14 protein-coding genes are annotated in these 14,101 nt (G+C 60.8%); 9 read left to right on the top strand and 5 right to left on the bottom strand.

Annotated elements, in window-relative coordinates; all coding sequences use genetic code 11:
* Positions 1–99 precede the first annotated feature (99 nt).
* Together J4G32_RS02210 and J4G32_RS02205 are read right to left on the bottom strand one after the other, a co-directional pair.
* Positions 100–645: an ion channel gene (locus J4G32_RS02210; RefSeq protein ID WP_246504735.1), complete on the bottom strand. Its 546-nt coding sequence runs from the start codon at positions 643–645 to the stop codon at positions 100–102.
* Positions 646–771: 126 nt separating this feature from the next.
* Positions 772–984 carry a hypothetical protein gene (locus J4G32_RS02205; protein WP_210483767.1) on the bottom strand — a complete coding sequence of 71 codons (213 nt, stop codon included), beginning with the start codon at positions 982–984 and terminating at the stop codon, positions 772–774.
* Positions 985–1,240: 256 nt separating this feature from the next.
* On the opposite strand from J4G32_RS02205, the gene J4G32_RS02200 reads away from it, so the two are divergent.
* From J4G32_RS02200 to lpdA, 4 genes are read left to right on the top strand one after another with little or no spacing between them, the layout of a single operon-like run.
* Positions 1,241–2,473, top strand: a complete 1,233-nt coding sequence (locus J4G32_RS02200) for a 3-methyl-2-oxobutanoate dehydrogenase (2-methylpropanoyl-transferring) subunit alpha (protein ID WP_210483764.1) — start codon at positions 1,241–1,243, stop codon at positions 2,471–2,473.
* Between the two features lie 2 nt (positions 2,474–2,475).
* Positions 2,476–3,489, top strand: a complete 1,014-nt coding sequence (locus J4G32_RS02195) for an alpha-ketoacid dehydrogenase subunit beta (protein WP_210483761.1) — start codon at positions 2,476–2,478, stop codon at positions 3,487–3,489.
* A gap of 1 nt (position 3,490) precedes the next feature.
* Positions 3,491–4,816, top strand: coding sequence for a dihydrolipoamide acetyltransferase family protein (locus tag J4G32_RS02190; RefSeq protein WP_210483758.1), 1,326 nt, complete (start codon positions 3,491–3,493; stop codon positions 4,814–4,816).
* 4 nt (positions 4,817–4,820) lie between these two features.
* Positions 4,821–6,212, top strand: a complete 1,392-nt coding sequence (gene lpdA, locus J4G32_RS02185) for a dihydrolipoyl dehydrogenase (RefSeq protein WP_210483755.1) — start codon at positions 4,821–4,823, stop codon at positions 6,210–6,212.
* Positions 6,213–6,228: 16 nt separating this feature from the next.
* Here the strand turns inward: lpdA and J4G32_RS02180 are convergent, their stop codons facing one another.
* Positions 6,229–6,471, bottom strand: a complete 243-nt coding sequence (locus tag J4G32_RS02180; protein WP_210483752.1) for a hypothetical protein — start codon at positions 6,469–6,471, stop codon at positions 6,229–6,231.
* Between the two features lie 1,025 nt (positions 6,472–7,496).
* On the opposite strand from J4G32_RS02180, the gene J4G32_RS02175 reads away from it, so the two are divergent.
* The gene (locus J4G32_RS02175) at positions 7,497–8,288 is read left to right on the top strand and encodes a GGDEF domain-containing protein (protein ID WP_210483749.1); all 792 of its coding nucleotides are present in this window, start codon (positions 7,497–7,499) and stop codon (positions 8,286–8,288) included.
* A gap of 9 nt (positions 8,289–8,297) precedes the next feature.
* Here J4G32_RS02175 and J4G32_RS02170 read toward each other — a convergent pair whose 3' ends face one another.
* Both J4G32_RS02170 and J4G32_RS02165 read right to left on the bottom strand, forming a co-directional pair.
* Positions 8,298–9,074, bottom strand: coding sequence for an SDR family oxidoreductase (locus J4G32_RS02170; protein WP_210483746.1), 777 nt, complete (start codon positions 9,072–9,074; stop codon positions 8,298–8,300).
* A 21-nt stretch (positions 9,075–9,095) separates the two neighbouring features.
* Positions 9,096–9,788 carry a GntR family transcriptional regulator gene (locus J4G32_RS02165; protein ID WP_210483743.1) on the bottom strand — a complete coding sequence of 231 codons (693 nt, stop codon included), beginning with the start codon at positions 9,786–9,788 and terminating at the stop codon, positions 9,096–9,098.
* A 133-nt stretch (positions 9,789–9,921) separates the two neighbouring features.
* Here J4G32_RS02165 and J4G32_RS02160 point away from each other — a divergent pair, with 133 nt between their 5' ends.
* The 4 genes from J4G32_RS02160 to J4G32_RS02145 all read left to right on the top strand — a co-directional run bounded on the left by J4G32_RS02160 (position 9,922) and on the right by J4G32_RS02145 (position 14,069).
* On the top strand, positions 9,922–10,854 hold the full coding sequence (locus tag J4G32_RS02160) for a 3-hydroxyacyl-CoA dehydrogenase (protein ID WP_210483740.1): 933 nt from the start codon (positions 9,922–9,924) through the stop codon (positions 10,852–10,854).
* A gap of 52 nt (positions 10,855–10,906) precedes the next feature.
* Positions 10,907–11,836 carry a 3,5-dioxohexanoate:acetyl-CoA acetone transferase gene (kce, locus tag J4G32_RS02155; RefSeq protein ID WP_210483723.1) on the top strand — a complete coding sequence of 310 codons (930 nt, stop codon included), beginning with the start codon at positions 10,907–10,909 and terminating at the stop codon, positions 11,834–11,836.
* Positions 11,837–11,922: 86 nt separating this feature from the next.
* Positions 11,923–13,188, top strand: a complete 1,266-nt coding sequence (locus J4G32_RS02150) for an ABC transporter substrate-binding protein (protein WP_343232571.1) — start codon at positions 11,923–11,925, stop codon at positions 13,186–13,188.
* Positions 13,185–14,069 (top strand): branched-chain amino acid ABC transporter permease, encoded by an 885-nt coding sequence (locus tag J4G32_RS02145; RefSeq protein ID WP_246504734.1) that lies wholly within the window; start codon positions 13,185–13,187, stop codon positions 14,067–14,069. Before J4G32_RS02150 ends, J4G32_RS02145 begins: the two co-directional genes overlap by 4 nt.
* Positions 14,070–14,101 lie beyond the last annotated feature (32 nt).

The following is a 14,101-nucleotide window of genomic DNA, read 5'->3' as shown; positions in this document are numbered from 1 at the left end:
CATCCTTTTTTGTCATTCGCGGGTCGGCGCCGGGGGACGCTCCACGGCGCAACGTGTGGCACCGCAATGGGGAAGTCGCACGCCAACTCAGCAGGAGTGCTACCCGGGCGGCACGTGCTCTCCGGGGGATCTGTCGGCGGAAGCGGCTTTCCTGCGCTGCGCGTGGGAGGTGTCGAGCGTGCCGAACTGCGTCATCACGTAGACAAGCACGCTCGACGTCCAGCCGAAAGTGAACAAGCCGGAGATGGCAATGACTGGACCGAGCTGGCGCCAGCTCTGCGGCAGCCGGACGACCCCCTCGCCAAGCGTCGTATAGGTCTCGGCGGCGAAAAAAGCTGCCGATGAAAAATCCGGGATCAGGTTTAAGGCATAGATCGGGATCGCCCATACGATGACCTCCACCAGGTGGACCACGACCAGTTGCGCCACGATCACGCCAAACAGGAGATTGACCCGCCAATGCGGCGTCTCAGTGGTCACATGCACCCAGCGTGCCGAGAAATACCGGGAAATGCGCCGGATTCCCGCGCCGTGAATAAAAACGATGACGATGAGAATGGCGATGCCGAGAAGGATCTCGAAGAGATGAAAGGACGTGTAAACCATCTCGACGGGCAACTGGGCCAAGGCATCAGGCGGCGACATCGTGTCCAAATCTCTCTCGGCTCATGAGGCGCGGTTCGGACAGGCAGCCGAATCCGATCCGCCATAGTGAACCGGTCGCGTCCCGCGAGACCGGTTCATCCTGTGGCGGCGGACTGGCTGTGGCGTCTATTTCTGGTCGCGGCGGACAATCTCGTCCTGCACGTGATGGGCGACCTTTTTCCATTGTTCACCAAGGCCTGGCCCTTGCGGCGCCGCGGCAAACCCGAGCGCCATCTTGTGCAATTCCACGAGCTGGCGAGTATCGTGCTTTTTGATGAAATTTTCGTTCACGGCGTCAGGGTTGGCGGGGTCGACGGGAAGTTTGGCGTGTTCTGTCATGGGAACCTCGTGAGAAAGGGGAGGACATTCCGAAAAGGAAATCGCGAGACGCAGCGGTATGGAACCCTCAATAGCATGCTTCCATTGCGATCAAGCGCTTCAAGACGGCGGAATTCTTCCCCCCCAGAGCCAGGAGAAGACGGGTCGATATGTGCGAGCGGCTGGGGCATGATGCCCACAGCTGGTCCGCCGCTTGTCCTGGCGGTTCGTGGACCGCTACACCTTCGGTTCGGCTCGAATGGGAGACCTTGATCTGATGCGCGACTATCCCCCTCTGGCGCTCCATGTCCCGGAACCGGCCGTTCGGCCGGGAGGAACCCCCGACTTTTCCAATGTGCCCATTCCCGAAGCTGGCTCGGTCGCTAGGCCGGAGATCGATGCCGACCCCGAGACGATGCGCGATCTCGCCTATTCGATCATCCGCGTCCTGAATCGCGATGGCGAGGCTGTCGGTCCCTGGGCTGGCAGCCTGACCGACGACGAACTTCTGCAAGGCTTGCGGGACATGATGACGTTGCGCGCCTTCGATGCACGAATGCAGATGGCGCAGCGACAGGGAAAAACCTCGTTCTATATGCAGCACATGGGTGAGGAAGGGGTGAGCTGCGCCTTTCAGCGGGCGTTGAGCCCCGGCGACATGAACTTCCCCACCTATCGGCAGGCGGGCCTTCTGATCGCCTCGCGGTATCCCCTCGTCGAAATGATGTGCCAGATCTATTCCAACGAGCGCGATCCCCTGAAGGGGCGCCAGCTCCCGGTTCTCTATTCCGCGAAGGATTACGGATTCTTCTCCATCTCGGGAAATCTTGCCACCCAGTTCGTCCAGGCAGTCGGATGGGCAATGGCATCGGCCATCAAGAACGACACCAAGATTGCGGCGGCCTGGATCGGCGACGGCTCGACCGCCGAATCGGACTTTCACGCGGCCCTGGTCTTCGCCTCTACCTACAAGGCGCCGGTCGTTCTCAACATCGTCAACAACCAATGGGCGATTTCGACATTTCAGGGCATCGCTCGAGGCGGCTCCGGCACATTCGCCGCGCGCGGCCTGGGCTTCGGGCTCCCAGCCCTGCGCGTCGACGGCAATGATTTTCTGGCGGTCCACGCGGTCGCCAAATGGGCCGCGGAGCGCGCACGCCGCAACCTCGGCGCGACGGTCATCGAATATGTCACTTACAGGGTCGGCGCCCATTCCAGTTCGGACGATCCGTCTGTCTACCGGCCCAAGACCGAATCCTCCTCGTGGCCGCTGGGCGACCCGATCCTGCGGCTGAAGAACCATCTGATTCTCCGGGGCGCCTGGTCGGACGAGCGCCACAAGCAGGCGGAGGCCGAGGTCCTCGACGCTGTCATCTCCGCCCAGAAGGAGGCGGAGCGGTTCGGGACTCTGCATGCCGGCGGCAGGCCCTCTGCCCGCGACATGTTCGAGGGCGTCTACGCAGAGATGCCGCCTCATCTGCGCCGGCAGCGCCAACAGGCGGGGGTCTAAAAATGCCGCGCAAGACCATGATCGAGGCCATTCGCGATGGCATGGACGTGATGATGGAGCGTGACGACAATGTCGTCGTGTTCGGCGAGGATGTCGGGTTCTTTGGCGGCGTCTTTCGCGCCACCCAGGGCTTGCAAGCCAAATACGGCAAGAGCCGCTGCTTCGATACGCCGATCAGCGAATTGGGCATCGTCGGCACAGCCGTGGGGATGGCGGCGTATGGGCTGCGTCCTTGCGTCGAGATCCAGTTCGCCGACTACATGTATCCGGCCTATGATCAGATCGTGTCGGAGGCGGCGCGTCTGCGTTATCGCTCCAACGGCCAGTTTACCTGTCCCCTCGTGGTGAGAATGCCGACCGGTGGTGGCATCTTTGGCGGGCAGACGCACAGCCAGAGCCCGGAGGCGCTGTTCACGCACGTGGCAGGCTTGAAGACCGTGATGCCGTCCAACCCCAGCGACGCAAAGGGCCTGCTGATCGCTGCAATCGAGGACCCTGATCCGGTCATCTTCCTGGAACCGAAGCGGCTTTATAATGGGCCCTTCGACGGTCATCATGACCGGCCCGTCACGCCCTGGTCGAAACATGAGCTGGGGGAGGTGGCAGACGGCCACTACGCGATTCCACTGGGCAAAGCTGCCATCCGTCGCGCAGGCACGGCGGTCACGGTTCTCGCGTATGGGACCATGGTCTACGTTGCCGAGGCCGCCGCCGCTGAGACGGGCATCGACGCGGAGATTATCGACCTGCGCAGTCTCGTTCCGCTCGATCTTGAGACGATCGAAGCGTCCGTTCGCAAGACCGGCCGCTGCGTCATCGTTCACGAAGCCACGCTGACGTCAGGCTTCGGGGGTGAATTGTCGGCCCTCGTCCAGGAGGCCTGCTTCTACCACCTGGAAGCGCCGATCACTCGGGTGGCCGGTTGGGACACGCCCTATCCGCACGCTCAGGAATGGGACTACTTCCCCGGTCCGGCGCGTGTCGGCGAGGCTTTGTTGCGGGCAATGGAGCAATGACATGACCGAACATGTGATCAAATTGCCGGATGTCGGCGAAGGCGTGGCTGAGGCCGAACTCGTCGAGTGGCATGTGAAGGTGGGCGACCTCATCCGCGAGGATGCCATCATCGGCGCGGTCATGACCGACAAGGCGACAGTCGAGATTCCATCGCCTGTCGATGGCGAGGTCCTGTGGTTGGGCGCAAGCGTCGGCGACGTCGTGGCCGTGGGGTCAGACCTTGTGCGCCTGAGCATCGCCGGCACAGGCGAGAGTAAAGCTGCGGACACCGAAAAAGCCTCCGGTGAAACTCTCGCTGCTGCGCGCCAGGAGGTTTCTCCACCGGCGACTATCACAGAGCCGTCTGTGACCGCCGCTCCCGCTGCGCCTGCCGCTTCGGTAGCGCCAGCTGACAAACGGTCCTCGGCCGAATCAGCCCCGCGCACGCCTTTGTCCGGCGCGCCCCGGGGGGAGGGTGAGCGGCCCTTGGCGTCGCCCGCCGTTCGCTTGCGGGCCCGTGAGGCGGGGGTTGATCTGCGGCAGGTCGCCGGCACCGGCCCGGCCGGCAGGATCAGCCACGAGGATCTCGATGCTGTCTTCGCCCAGGGCCCCGCTCTCGCGCGGGCCCCAGGGCGTCAGAAGCGGACAGGTGTCGACGAGATCAAGATTGTGGGCCTGCGGCGGCGCATTTCCGAAAAGATGTCGCTGGCGAGTTCCCGCATTCCCCACATCACCTATGTGGAGGAAGTCGACGTCACGGCCGTCGAGGATCTGCGTTCGACTCTCAACGCCGGGAGGCGGCAGGACCAGCCCAAACTGTCGTTCCTGCCGTTCCTGATCCGCGCGATGACCCGCGCCATCGACGACCAGCCAAACCTCAATGCCCACTTCGACGACGAGGCCGGCATCATCCAGCAGCATGCGGGCGTGCATGTCGGCATCGCAGCCCAGACGCCGTCAGGGCTGATGGTCCCTGTCGTCAAGCATGCTGAAGGGCTCGACCTGTGGGGCACCGCCGCGGAACTGACCAGGCTTGCGGAAGCCGCAAAGGCCGGAACGGCGACACGCGACGACCTCACCGGCTCGACCATTACGATCACATCTCTCGGCGCAATGGGCGGGATCGTCACGACCCCGATCATCAATCACCCGGAGGTGGCGATTGTGGGCGTGAACAAGATGATGGTGCGTCCGGTCTGGGACGGTTCGACTTTCGTGCCGCGCAAGATCATGAACCTCTCGTCCAGCTTTGACCATCGGGTGATCGATGGCTGGGACGCTGCAGTGTTCATCCAACGGATCAAGGCATTGCTGGAAACTCCGGCATTGATCTTCATCGAAAGCTGATCGAATGAAAGATATTTCGTGCAAACTTCTGGTGATCGGCGCCGGACCAGGAGGCTACACCTGCGCCATCCGCGCCGGACAGCTCGGCATCGACACCGTGATCGTCGAGGCAAAGAAAGCAGGTGGGACCTGCCTGAATGTCGGGTGTATTCCCTCGAAGGCCTTGATTCATGCCGCGGACGAGTACGAAAGCGTCAACGCAATGGCCAGGGGCGGACACCCCCTCGGGATATCCGCACAAGGGCCCGCCATTGATTTCGCCAAGACCATCGCGTGGAAGGATGGCATCGTCGGGCGACTCAATAACGGGGTCGCGGGTCTGCTCAAGAAGGCTGGCGTCAAGGTCCTTGTCGGTTGGGCAACGTTCACCGATGGAAAGACCGTGGAGGTGACGACCGAACTCGGGCGGCAGGTGATCCGGGCTGAGCACGTGGTGATCGCCACCGGTTCAGAGCCTGTCGAATTGCCGTTTCTGCCGTTCGGCGGTCGGGTCATCTCCTCCACCGGCGCGCTGGCGTTGACGCACGTGCCGGGTAAGCTCGCGGTGATTGGCGGCGGATATATCGGCCTTGAACTGGGCACCGCCTTTGCGAAGCTTGGCGCCAAGGTCACGGTGATCGAGGCGCAGACACGGATCCTGCCGCAATACGATCCTGATTTGACCCGCCCCGTCGCCAAACACCTGCGAGAGCTGAATATCGATGTGCTTACCGGTGCGAAGGCGAAGGCTGCGCGCGAGGAGGGTATCCTCGTGGAAACGGCTGAAGGAGCCGAAAGTCTCGTCGAGGCCGACACAGTTCTGGTGACCGTGGGGCGTCGGCCCAAGACTGCCGGCTGGGGTCTGGACGCAATCGACCTGACAATGGATGGCCCCTTCATTCGCATCGATGATCAGTGCAGAACGTCGATGCGAGGCGTCTTCGCACTCGGGGACGTGACGGGGGAACCGATGCTCGCCCATCGGGCAATGGCGCAAGGCGAGATGGTCGCTGAGATCATCTCGGGCAAGAAAAGGGTCTGGGACAGAGTTTCTATTCCGGCCGTGTGTTTTACAGATCCGGAAATCGTCACTGCGGGTCTCTCCCCGGATGAGGCGCGCGCCAGCGGTATCGAAATCGTCGTCGGTCAGTTCCCGTTCCAAGCCAATGGACGGGCCATGACGCTCGGCCGCGAGGCCGGATTCGTTCGCATCGTCGCTCGTGCCGACAACCATCTGGTTCTGGGTATTCAGGGCGTTGGCGCCGGTATTTCGGAGCTGTCGGCGGCCTTCAGTCTGGCTCTCGAGATGCGCGCTCGGCTTGAGGACGTGGCGGAAACCATTCACGCACACCCAACGCAGAGCGAGGGTTTCCTTGAGGCCGCACTGGGAGCTCTAGGGCACGCGATTCACATTTAGCATAGGGGCTATCGGGCTAGGCAGCTTCCGGGTTTGCGTCATCCTCGAGCGCTTCCCGCATGCGCTGAAGAACGGAAACTGTCCCTGCGGGCGCAGACATCATCAGAAGCTGGGCTTCGGTGTGCTTGATCTCGCGGACGATCTGATCATGACTGAAGATGCGACGCTGGATGAGACCGAAGATCAAACCGCCGATCAGAGCTTCCATGCCGTGGAGGCTGGCCTTGAGTTCTTCGATTTCAGAGTTGCGGTTGAACATCTTAGGCTTTCATGGCCCGCCTCTGTGGGGGAGGGCAATCCACTTCTTGGCAGCGTTTAGGACCGCGGGACCGGCGGTTCAGATCTGATAGGCGAGCGACAGTGTCAGGGCCGAGATGAACAAGCCCGCAAAGAACAGGCAGGCGAAGCGCTCAACGTTGGGTCGTTTCGACAACATCATTACTGAAACTCCATTACATTTGTTCATTTCGCGTTCATCTTGACAGGGAACTTCCTAACCGTTCGCTAAGTTCCGACACGACCGCGTGACCAAGACGTCGCATGCTCGAGTGTTGCAAAACTTCAAACGGTCAAGCTTCGATGTGTGACGTCGAGACATCGCTCAGTGGCTATTCGGGATTAGAAACGATCAAATCGCCATGTGGTCGGGGGAAAACCACGTTCTGGCCGTTTTCGCCGAGGCTGCTCTTTTATAAGAAAGATGAAGAGCAAGTCGCGTATCGCTCGAAGCGCTCCTGGCGAAGCTTTTGAAGGCCTCGCTGGGGGCGTTTCTGTTTCTGGGCTCCAGTTCTCCGACGACGACCTTATCGACTGGATTGGCGCTGTGCGGTGGACCGGCAGCGATATCCGACGAAGCACTGCAGCTGATCGGTCGTGGGAACCCAGGCAGGTTCTGTCGTCTCTGCGGCCCCGCATGATCGCGCGCTGGTGACATAGCGATCATAGACGAATGGACCAGTGTTCATCACGAGCGCTCCCTGCGACCTCACCAACGCGCTCGCCTGAGCACATGTGAGGGCGGTGGACAGCGGTCGGCTTTGTGCCATCACGTTGCCCGCGCTCAGCAGGGAAAGGCCCAGAGCCAGTAACAACGTTCTCATCGCGCGCACACTCTCTCCATGGCCCACGACACTGCCACAACCATGTAGTTCTCATCACCAGAATCGTCTCCGATGACGTAGCTGTGACCAGCCGGAGCATCAGCATTGCGCGGCATCAAACCACTCACTTCGCCCCCTGGTAACGTGTTATCAGCGGAACCACGCCACCGATATTGATGTTTCCATGCGACAATTTTTCAAAACGCTTGCCAAGCCGCGGATCCTCACGAGGCGTGATCTTATCCGCTACGTCGTTCTTGTGACGGGTGTGTCCCTTGTGGTGGCGCTTGCCATCGACGTCGCAAACCAATTGATGTTCTTCACGCAGTGGGCGACAGCGATAAGGTCCTGGGGCCTGACAATCTTCGTGGTCGTGATCATCGCTGTGCCGGCGTCTGTCATCTTTGGACGCGCGCAACAGGAATTGCAGCATTCGAAACGGACACTCGAGGTGCTGAGCCGCACCGATCCCTTGACGGGACTGGCAAATCGTCGGGCCCTGATGGAGGCGAGCGAGGCGTCGTCGACGCAAACCATGGTGCTTGTCATCGCCGACGTGGATCGTTTCAAAATCGTCAATGACACCTATGGCCATCGTATCGGCGACACGGTGCTGCAAACGATTGGTCGGATCACGGCGAACCATCTCGATCAATATGGCCTCGTGGGTCGCCTCGGAGGCGAGGAGTTTGCATTGATCTCCTCGACCGCTTCGGTGGAGGAGATCGTGGTCGCGCTCGACGAATTGCTGAGGGTGATCGAGAAGACACCCATTTTGATGCCGGGCGTCGCCGTTCGCGTGACGATGTCCGTGGGCGTTGCCGTGCGCTATGCAGCCGATACCTTCGAGCGTCTCTATTCCGAAGCGGATGAGGCCCTTTATGTGGCAAAGCGGGGCGGCCGCAACCGGATCGAGCTGTCGACCCGCGCTCAGGCGGCTTATCCCCATTGGGGGCCGCCATCGGCGACGGGCTGAGCATGCCGCTCAGGTCAGCGATTGCAGATCGCCGCAGATGCTGATCGCCTGTCCCGAGGTGGTGCGCGATCGCGGGGACGCCAGGAACAGGATAGCATCGGAAAGCTGCTGGGGCGTGATGAACTCCTTGATGGAGGCGCGCTCCAGCGCCTCGCGTTTCATAACGTCGAGAGTGAGATGTCTTTCCACCGCCTTCGCGGCAAGCACGCGGTTCTGCCGATCGCCCTCCACCGCGCCTGGCAGGATGGCGTTGACGCGGATACCAAGCTCCGCGAGTTCAATCGACAGCGATTTCGTGAAGCCGACGACCGCCCATTTTGAGGCCGCATAGGGAGAGCGCAGACCGAAGCCGAGGCGGCCCGCGGCCGAGGACAGGTTGATGATGCTGGCGTTGGGGCTCTTGGCGAGATGCGAAACGGCCAGCCGCGCGCAGTTGAACTGCCCCGTGATATTAACCGCGAGCGTTTGGTCCCACGCTTCCGGGTCAATCGCATCGACGCGCCCGGTGGGGCCCGCGACACCCGCGTTGTTGACCAGACAATCCAGGCCGCCGAGACTGGTCAGCGCATCGTCGAACAAGGACGTCACCGCGGCCCTGTCGGACACGTCGCACACACTCGTCGACACAGTCGGCAATGCAGCCCGCGCCGTTGCGAGGGCGTCCGGATCGATGTCGCACAGATGGACGCGCGCACCTTCCTCGACCAGCGCCTTTGCAATGGCCAATCCGATTCCGCTCGCGCCGGCGGTGACGATGGCACGTAATTCGCCAATCTTCAGGTCCATGGTGACGATCCTCATCTGTCCCTATTGAGGGAGATTTCCGGTCTGCTGAATGAACTGCGACGACGTTGCGATATCGGCCACGATTGCGGCGCGCGCGGCCGTCGGATCCTGATCGGCGATGGCTGTTGCGAGCTGTGCGTGATACTGCTCCGCGTCACCCGATCTCAGGCGCTGTTCGGCCGAGCGCAGGTCGAGGTTGATGACCGGCCCCACCTTCAGCCAGAGACCTTTGATAATCTCGGTGAGAACTGGCAGGCCCGCGGCCTCATAGATCGCGAAGTGAAGATCCTTGTTGAGGCGCAGGGCCTTGTCGAGATCGGGGAGTTCAGTCTTCACGGCCTTGCGAAACTGCTCGTCGAGCAAGCGGATCGCCTTGACGCTGGCCGGGCTCCGCTGCAGCGCCGCAGTCGCTGCAGCAAATCCCTCGATCTCGCAACGGACCTGAGTGAGCTCCCGCATCTTGGTGCGCGTCATCAGCGGCACGCTGACAGCCCTGTTCGGCAGAACCGTCAGCGCATCCTCGGCCACAAGCCGTGTGACAGCCTCACGAACCGGCATCATCGACACGCCGATCAGGCTGGCGACCTTGCGAAGCGACAGCTTTTCGCCAGGGTAGAGCTTGCCCGCCATGAGCAGGTCGCACAGCTCCGCGTGCACGCGCCGACTCAACGTGACGTGCTCGATCGGCGCAATGCTCTCGATTGCTGATTTCATCGGTGTGCCTCTTTCAGACCTCTGGACAAGACGATAGCGAGGTGCAATAAATTTGTCATCTTAGATCACAGTTTGTGGCGACGAGATCGAGCGAAACGCGCAGTTTCGTAACGACATAGCATCGAGGAAGCGCATGGCGGAAGTGGCGATTATCGGCGCCGGACTGATCGGGCGAGCCTGGGCGATCGTTTTCGCCAGGGCTGGCTGGAGCGTTCAGGTGACCGATGTCGATGCCGCGACCCTCGCCGAGGTCCCCGCACTTGTGCGCGCGGGCATGGACGAACTCCACCGCCATGGCCTGCTCGATGATGTCGACACGGCAATGGCGAAGATCACGACGTGCCCCAACGTGGCGAGCGCTGTTCGCAACGCCGATCTCGTGCAGGAAAACGGGCCCGAACGGGAAGACGTCAAAGCCTCCATCTTTGCCGAACTTGATCGGCATGCACCGCCGACAGCCATTCTTGCCTCCTCCTCGTCGGCGATCGTGTCGTCGCGCTTCACGCACGCGCTCGCCGGGCGCGGACGCTGTCTCATCGCCCATCCGGTTAACCCGCCGCATCTCGTACCAGTTGTAGAGCTGTGCGGTTCGCCCTGGACTTCTCCCGAAGTGCTGGAGCGCGCAAAAGCAATTTACGAGGAAATTGGTCAGATCCCAGTCGTGGTCAACCGCGAGCTCGAAGGGTTTGTGCTGAATCGGCTCCAGGGTGCCCTTCTTGCTGAGGCCTTCCGCCTGGTGGGGGAGGGCGTCATCAGTCCTGCGGATCTCGACAAGACGGTAAAGGACGGCCTTGGGTTACGGTGGAGTTTTATGGGGCCGTTTGAGACGATCGACCTCAACGCACCCGGTGGCATTGACGATTATTGCCGACGGTACACGGATTTCTATCGCCGCTTGAGCGAGGACGCGGCCGAACCCAGCGTCTGGGATCGGCCAAATGTCGATCGGATCCTGGGGGCCTGGGGGGCTGCCTCGAATTCGGCATCTCGTCGGGAGCGGAGTAACTGGCGTGATGCGCGGCTGGCTGCGCTCCAGGCACACAAACATTCTCTCGGGGGGGTCTGAACCCGCTCCCTTGAGCGATCGGTTCGATCTTCTCCAGATATCGGGGACACCATTGGCGAGCTCGAAAGTCATCATCACCTGCGCGGTCACGGGGGCGATCCATACGCCGTCCATGTCGCCCTATCTTCCGATCACTGCGCAGGAGATCGCAGATGCGGCGATCGAAGCCGCGGAAGCGGGCGCCGCGATCGTTCATCTTCATGCGCGAGATCCTCAGACAGGAAAGCCTGATCAGAGACCCGAGGCCTTTGCGCCGTTCCTGCAGGTGATCAAGCAACGATCTAATTGCGTGATCAACATCACCACAGGGGGCGCCCCGACCATGCTGGTTGACGAACGCGTGCGTCCGGCCCAGCATTTCAGTCCGGAAGTCGCGTCTCTGAATATGGGTTCGATGAACTTCGGACTCTACCCCATGCTGAACCGGTTCAAGACCTTCAAGCACGAATGGGAGAAACCCTATCTCGAAGGATCGACCGACCGCATTTTTAGGAACACGTTTCAGGACATCGAATACATTCTGACGACCTGCACGGAGAATGGGACACGGTTTGAAATCGAGTGCTACGATATTGGCCATCTCTATACGCTGGCGCATTTCGTTGAACGAGGACTGATCAAGCCGCCGTTCTTCGTCCAGAGCGTCTTTGGATTGTTGGGTGGGATCGGGCCGCACCCGGAGGACGTGATGCACATGAAGCGCACGGCAGATCGTCTCTTCGGGAACGATTATCGGTGGTCAGTTCTCGGTGCTGGGCGAAATCAGATGCCGATTGCCGCCATGGCAGCCGCCATGGGTGGAAATGTCCGCGTCGGACTTGAGGATTCCCTCTGGAGCGGTCGTGGCCGGCTTGCGCAGTCGAATGCCGAGCAGGTGAGGACCGCGCGCGCGATCATCGAGAACCTTGGGCTCGAGATTGCAACACCCGACGAGGCTCGCGACATTCTTCAGCTGAAAGGTGCGGACAAAGTCGGATTCTAGAGACGACACTCAGACAACTCGTCGACACGAGCCGCCAATGAAGCGGAAGGCGACAGATCAATCAAACCCTTAGGGAGGTTAGTGACATGACGACACGGAGAACTGTGCTGAAAGGTTTCGTGGGTGCAGCCGGTGCTATGGCTGGTACTCGGATCAATCTTGCCAGGGCGCAATCTGGGCCGATTAAAGTGGGGGTCATGTACGCCCTCAGCGGTGTCGGCGCACCTGTGGGGAACGCGTTCTGGATCGGAACGCAGATTGCGGCAAAGCAGGTCAACCGCAGCGGCGGTATTCTGGGGCGCCAGATCGAACTCGTCGTGCGGGACGACAAGTACAACAGCGCCACATCGGTCGCCGCCGCACGCGAGCTTGCGGGCGAGGGCATCAACCTGCTGATCGGCGGCTCGCAGACTGTGACTGCCCTCGGGCTGGCCCCGTTGGCGCCGGAACTGAACGCTGTCGTCATGATCGCCGGCGCGGCGGGGATGCCAGTCACCCATGAACTCTTCAATCGAAACATCTTTCGAACCGTCTCCAACAACTACACCGCCTACAGCTCTCTCGGCCGCGCGCTGATCGAGCGCTATCCGCAAGTGACGACCTGGATTTCCGTGGCGCCAGATGGCGATTTTGGTCGCGATTCGGCGCGGTTCTTCGGCGACGCCGTCAAGAAATATTCCGTCAAGTCCGGAGGCAAGCAGGCAACTGTTCTTGACACGATCTATGCCCAGGCAACCGCGACGGATTTCAAGACCCAGATCAACGCGGTGATGAATACCGAGGCGCAGGGACTCTATCTCGGCATCGCGGGCGCTGCCCAGATCAGCTTCTTTCAGCAGGCCCGGTCGGTCGGCCTCTACGACAAGATCAAGGTGATCGGCGAGGTCGGCAATGAGATCGTGACCGCCAAGGCGCTGGGGAAAAACCTTCCGAAGGACATCTGGTCGGTGTCTTACTGGAATCGAGGTCTCGAACCTTTCAAGAGCAATCCGCTCAGCCAGCAGCTTTACGATGATTATGTCGAGCTGACGGGCGACAAGTCGCCTCCGGCCCTCGTCATGGCCGGCCATCGCACCGGGATGGCTCTCTTCGAAGGCATCCGGAAGGCAAAATCCACAGAGACGCAGGCGGTGATCGACGCCATGGAGGACATGAAGATCGATACGGTCGGCGGTCCTTTCACGTTCCGCAAGGCTGACCACCAGGCGATCTGCTACAATTATTTCGCGCAGATGCAGCCGGATGACGTCGATCCATTCTACAAAGTCTCTCAGATGGCGCGGGTCGACTCGGCTGAGATGATCGAGCCCGCGACGCCCGGGAAAGCGTTCGATCCCAACGCTGTCCAATGATTGTCTCGAAATCGATCTTCGTTCTCATCAACGGGCTGGCGTCGGGGATGGCTTTCTTCCTCGTCGCCGCCGGTTTGACGTGGGTATTCGGTATCCTGAAGATCCTGAACATGGCGCACGGCGCGTTCTTCATGATTGGAGCGTATCTGGCATTCAGCATTGTTGGTTCGAATCCTGAATCCATGTGGAGTTTTCTGGGTGCGGGATTGGTTGCAGGCCTCGTCGTCGGTGTGCTCGGATATCTGACGGACAAGATCGTGCTCACCCGTCTGCGGACGGTCGATTATCATTACGTCCTCATCGCGACATTCGGGCTCATGTTGTTCTGCGAGGGTGTCGCGAAGTGGATCTGGGGCATCGACTATTTCTCCGTCATGCCCCCGCCGCAGGTGGATCAGGCTTTGAAAATCGGCAGCTCCTACGTGTCGGGCTACACGTTGTTCGTCATTGCCGCAGGCCTCGTGGTCTTTGCAGTGATCGACACGATCATGCACAGGCTTTGGGTCGGAAAAATCATGCGGGCCGTGGCCAATGATCCATGGATGGCAGGCACGCTTGGCGTGAACGTTCCGGCAATTCTCACCATCAGCGTGATCGCAAGCTTCGCGCTGGCGGGGTTCGCGGGTGGGCTTCTCCTGCCCAATCAGACCCTGTCCATTAATGTCGGCTCCTCATTCCTGCTCTATTCGTTTCTTGCCGTCGTCATCGGCGGTCTCGGCAATATTCGCGGAACGTTCGTGGCATGCATCATTCTCGGCGTGGTTGAGAGCGCGAATGCGACCTTCATGGCGAATTTCGGCGGCATCGCCGTCTACATCGTTCTCGCAGTCTTCCTCGTCTGGAAGCCCAATGGCCTCTTTCCGGCGCAAGGATCGACGTGACAATGGTTTCAATGACAGACACCCAGGGCAGT

The sequence above is a fragment of the Microvirga antarctica genome (genome assembly GCF_017921815.1).
Classification (GTDB): Bacteria; Pseudomonadota; Alphaproteobacteria; order Rhizobiales; family Beijerinckiaceae; genus Microvirga; species Microvirga antarctica.
Note: the sequence above shows the minus strand (reverse complement) of the source record. Positions and strands in the feature narration are given on the sequence as shown.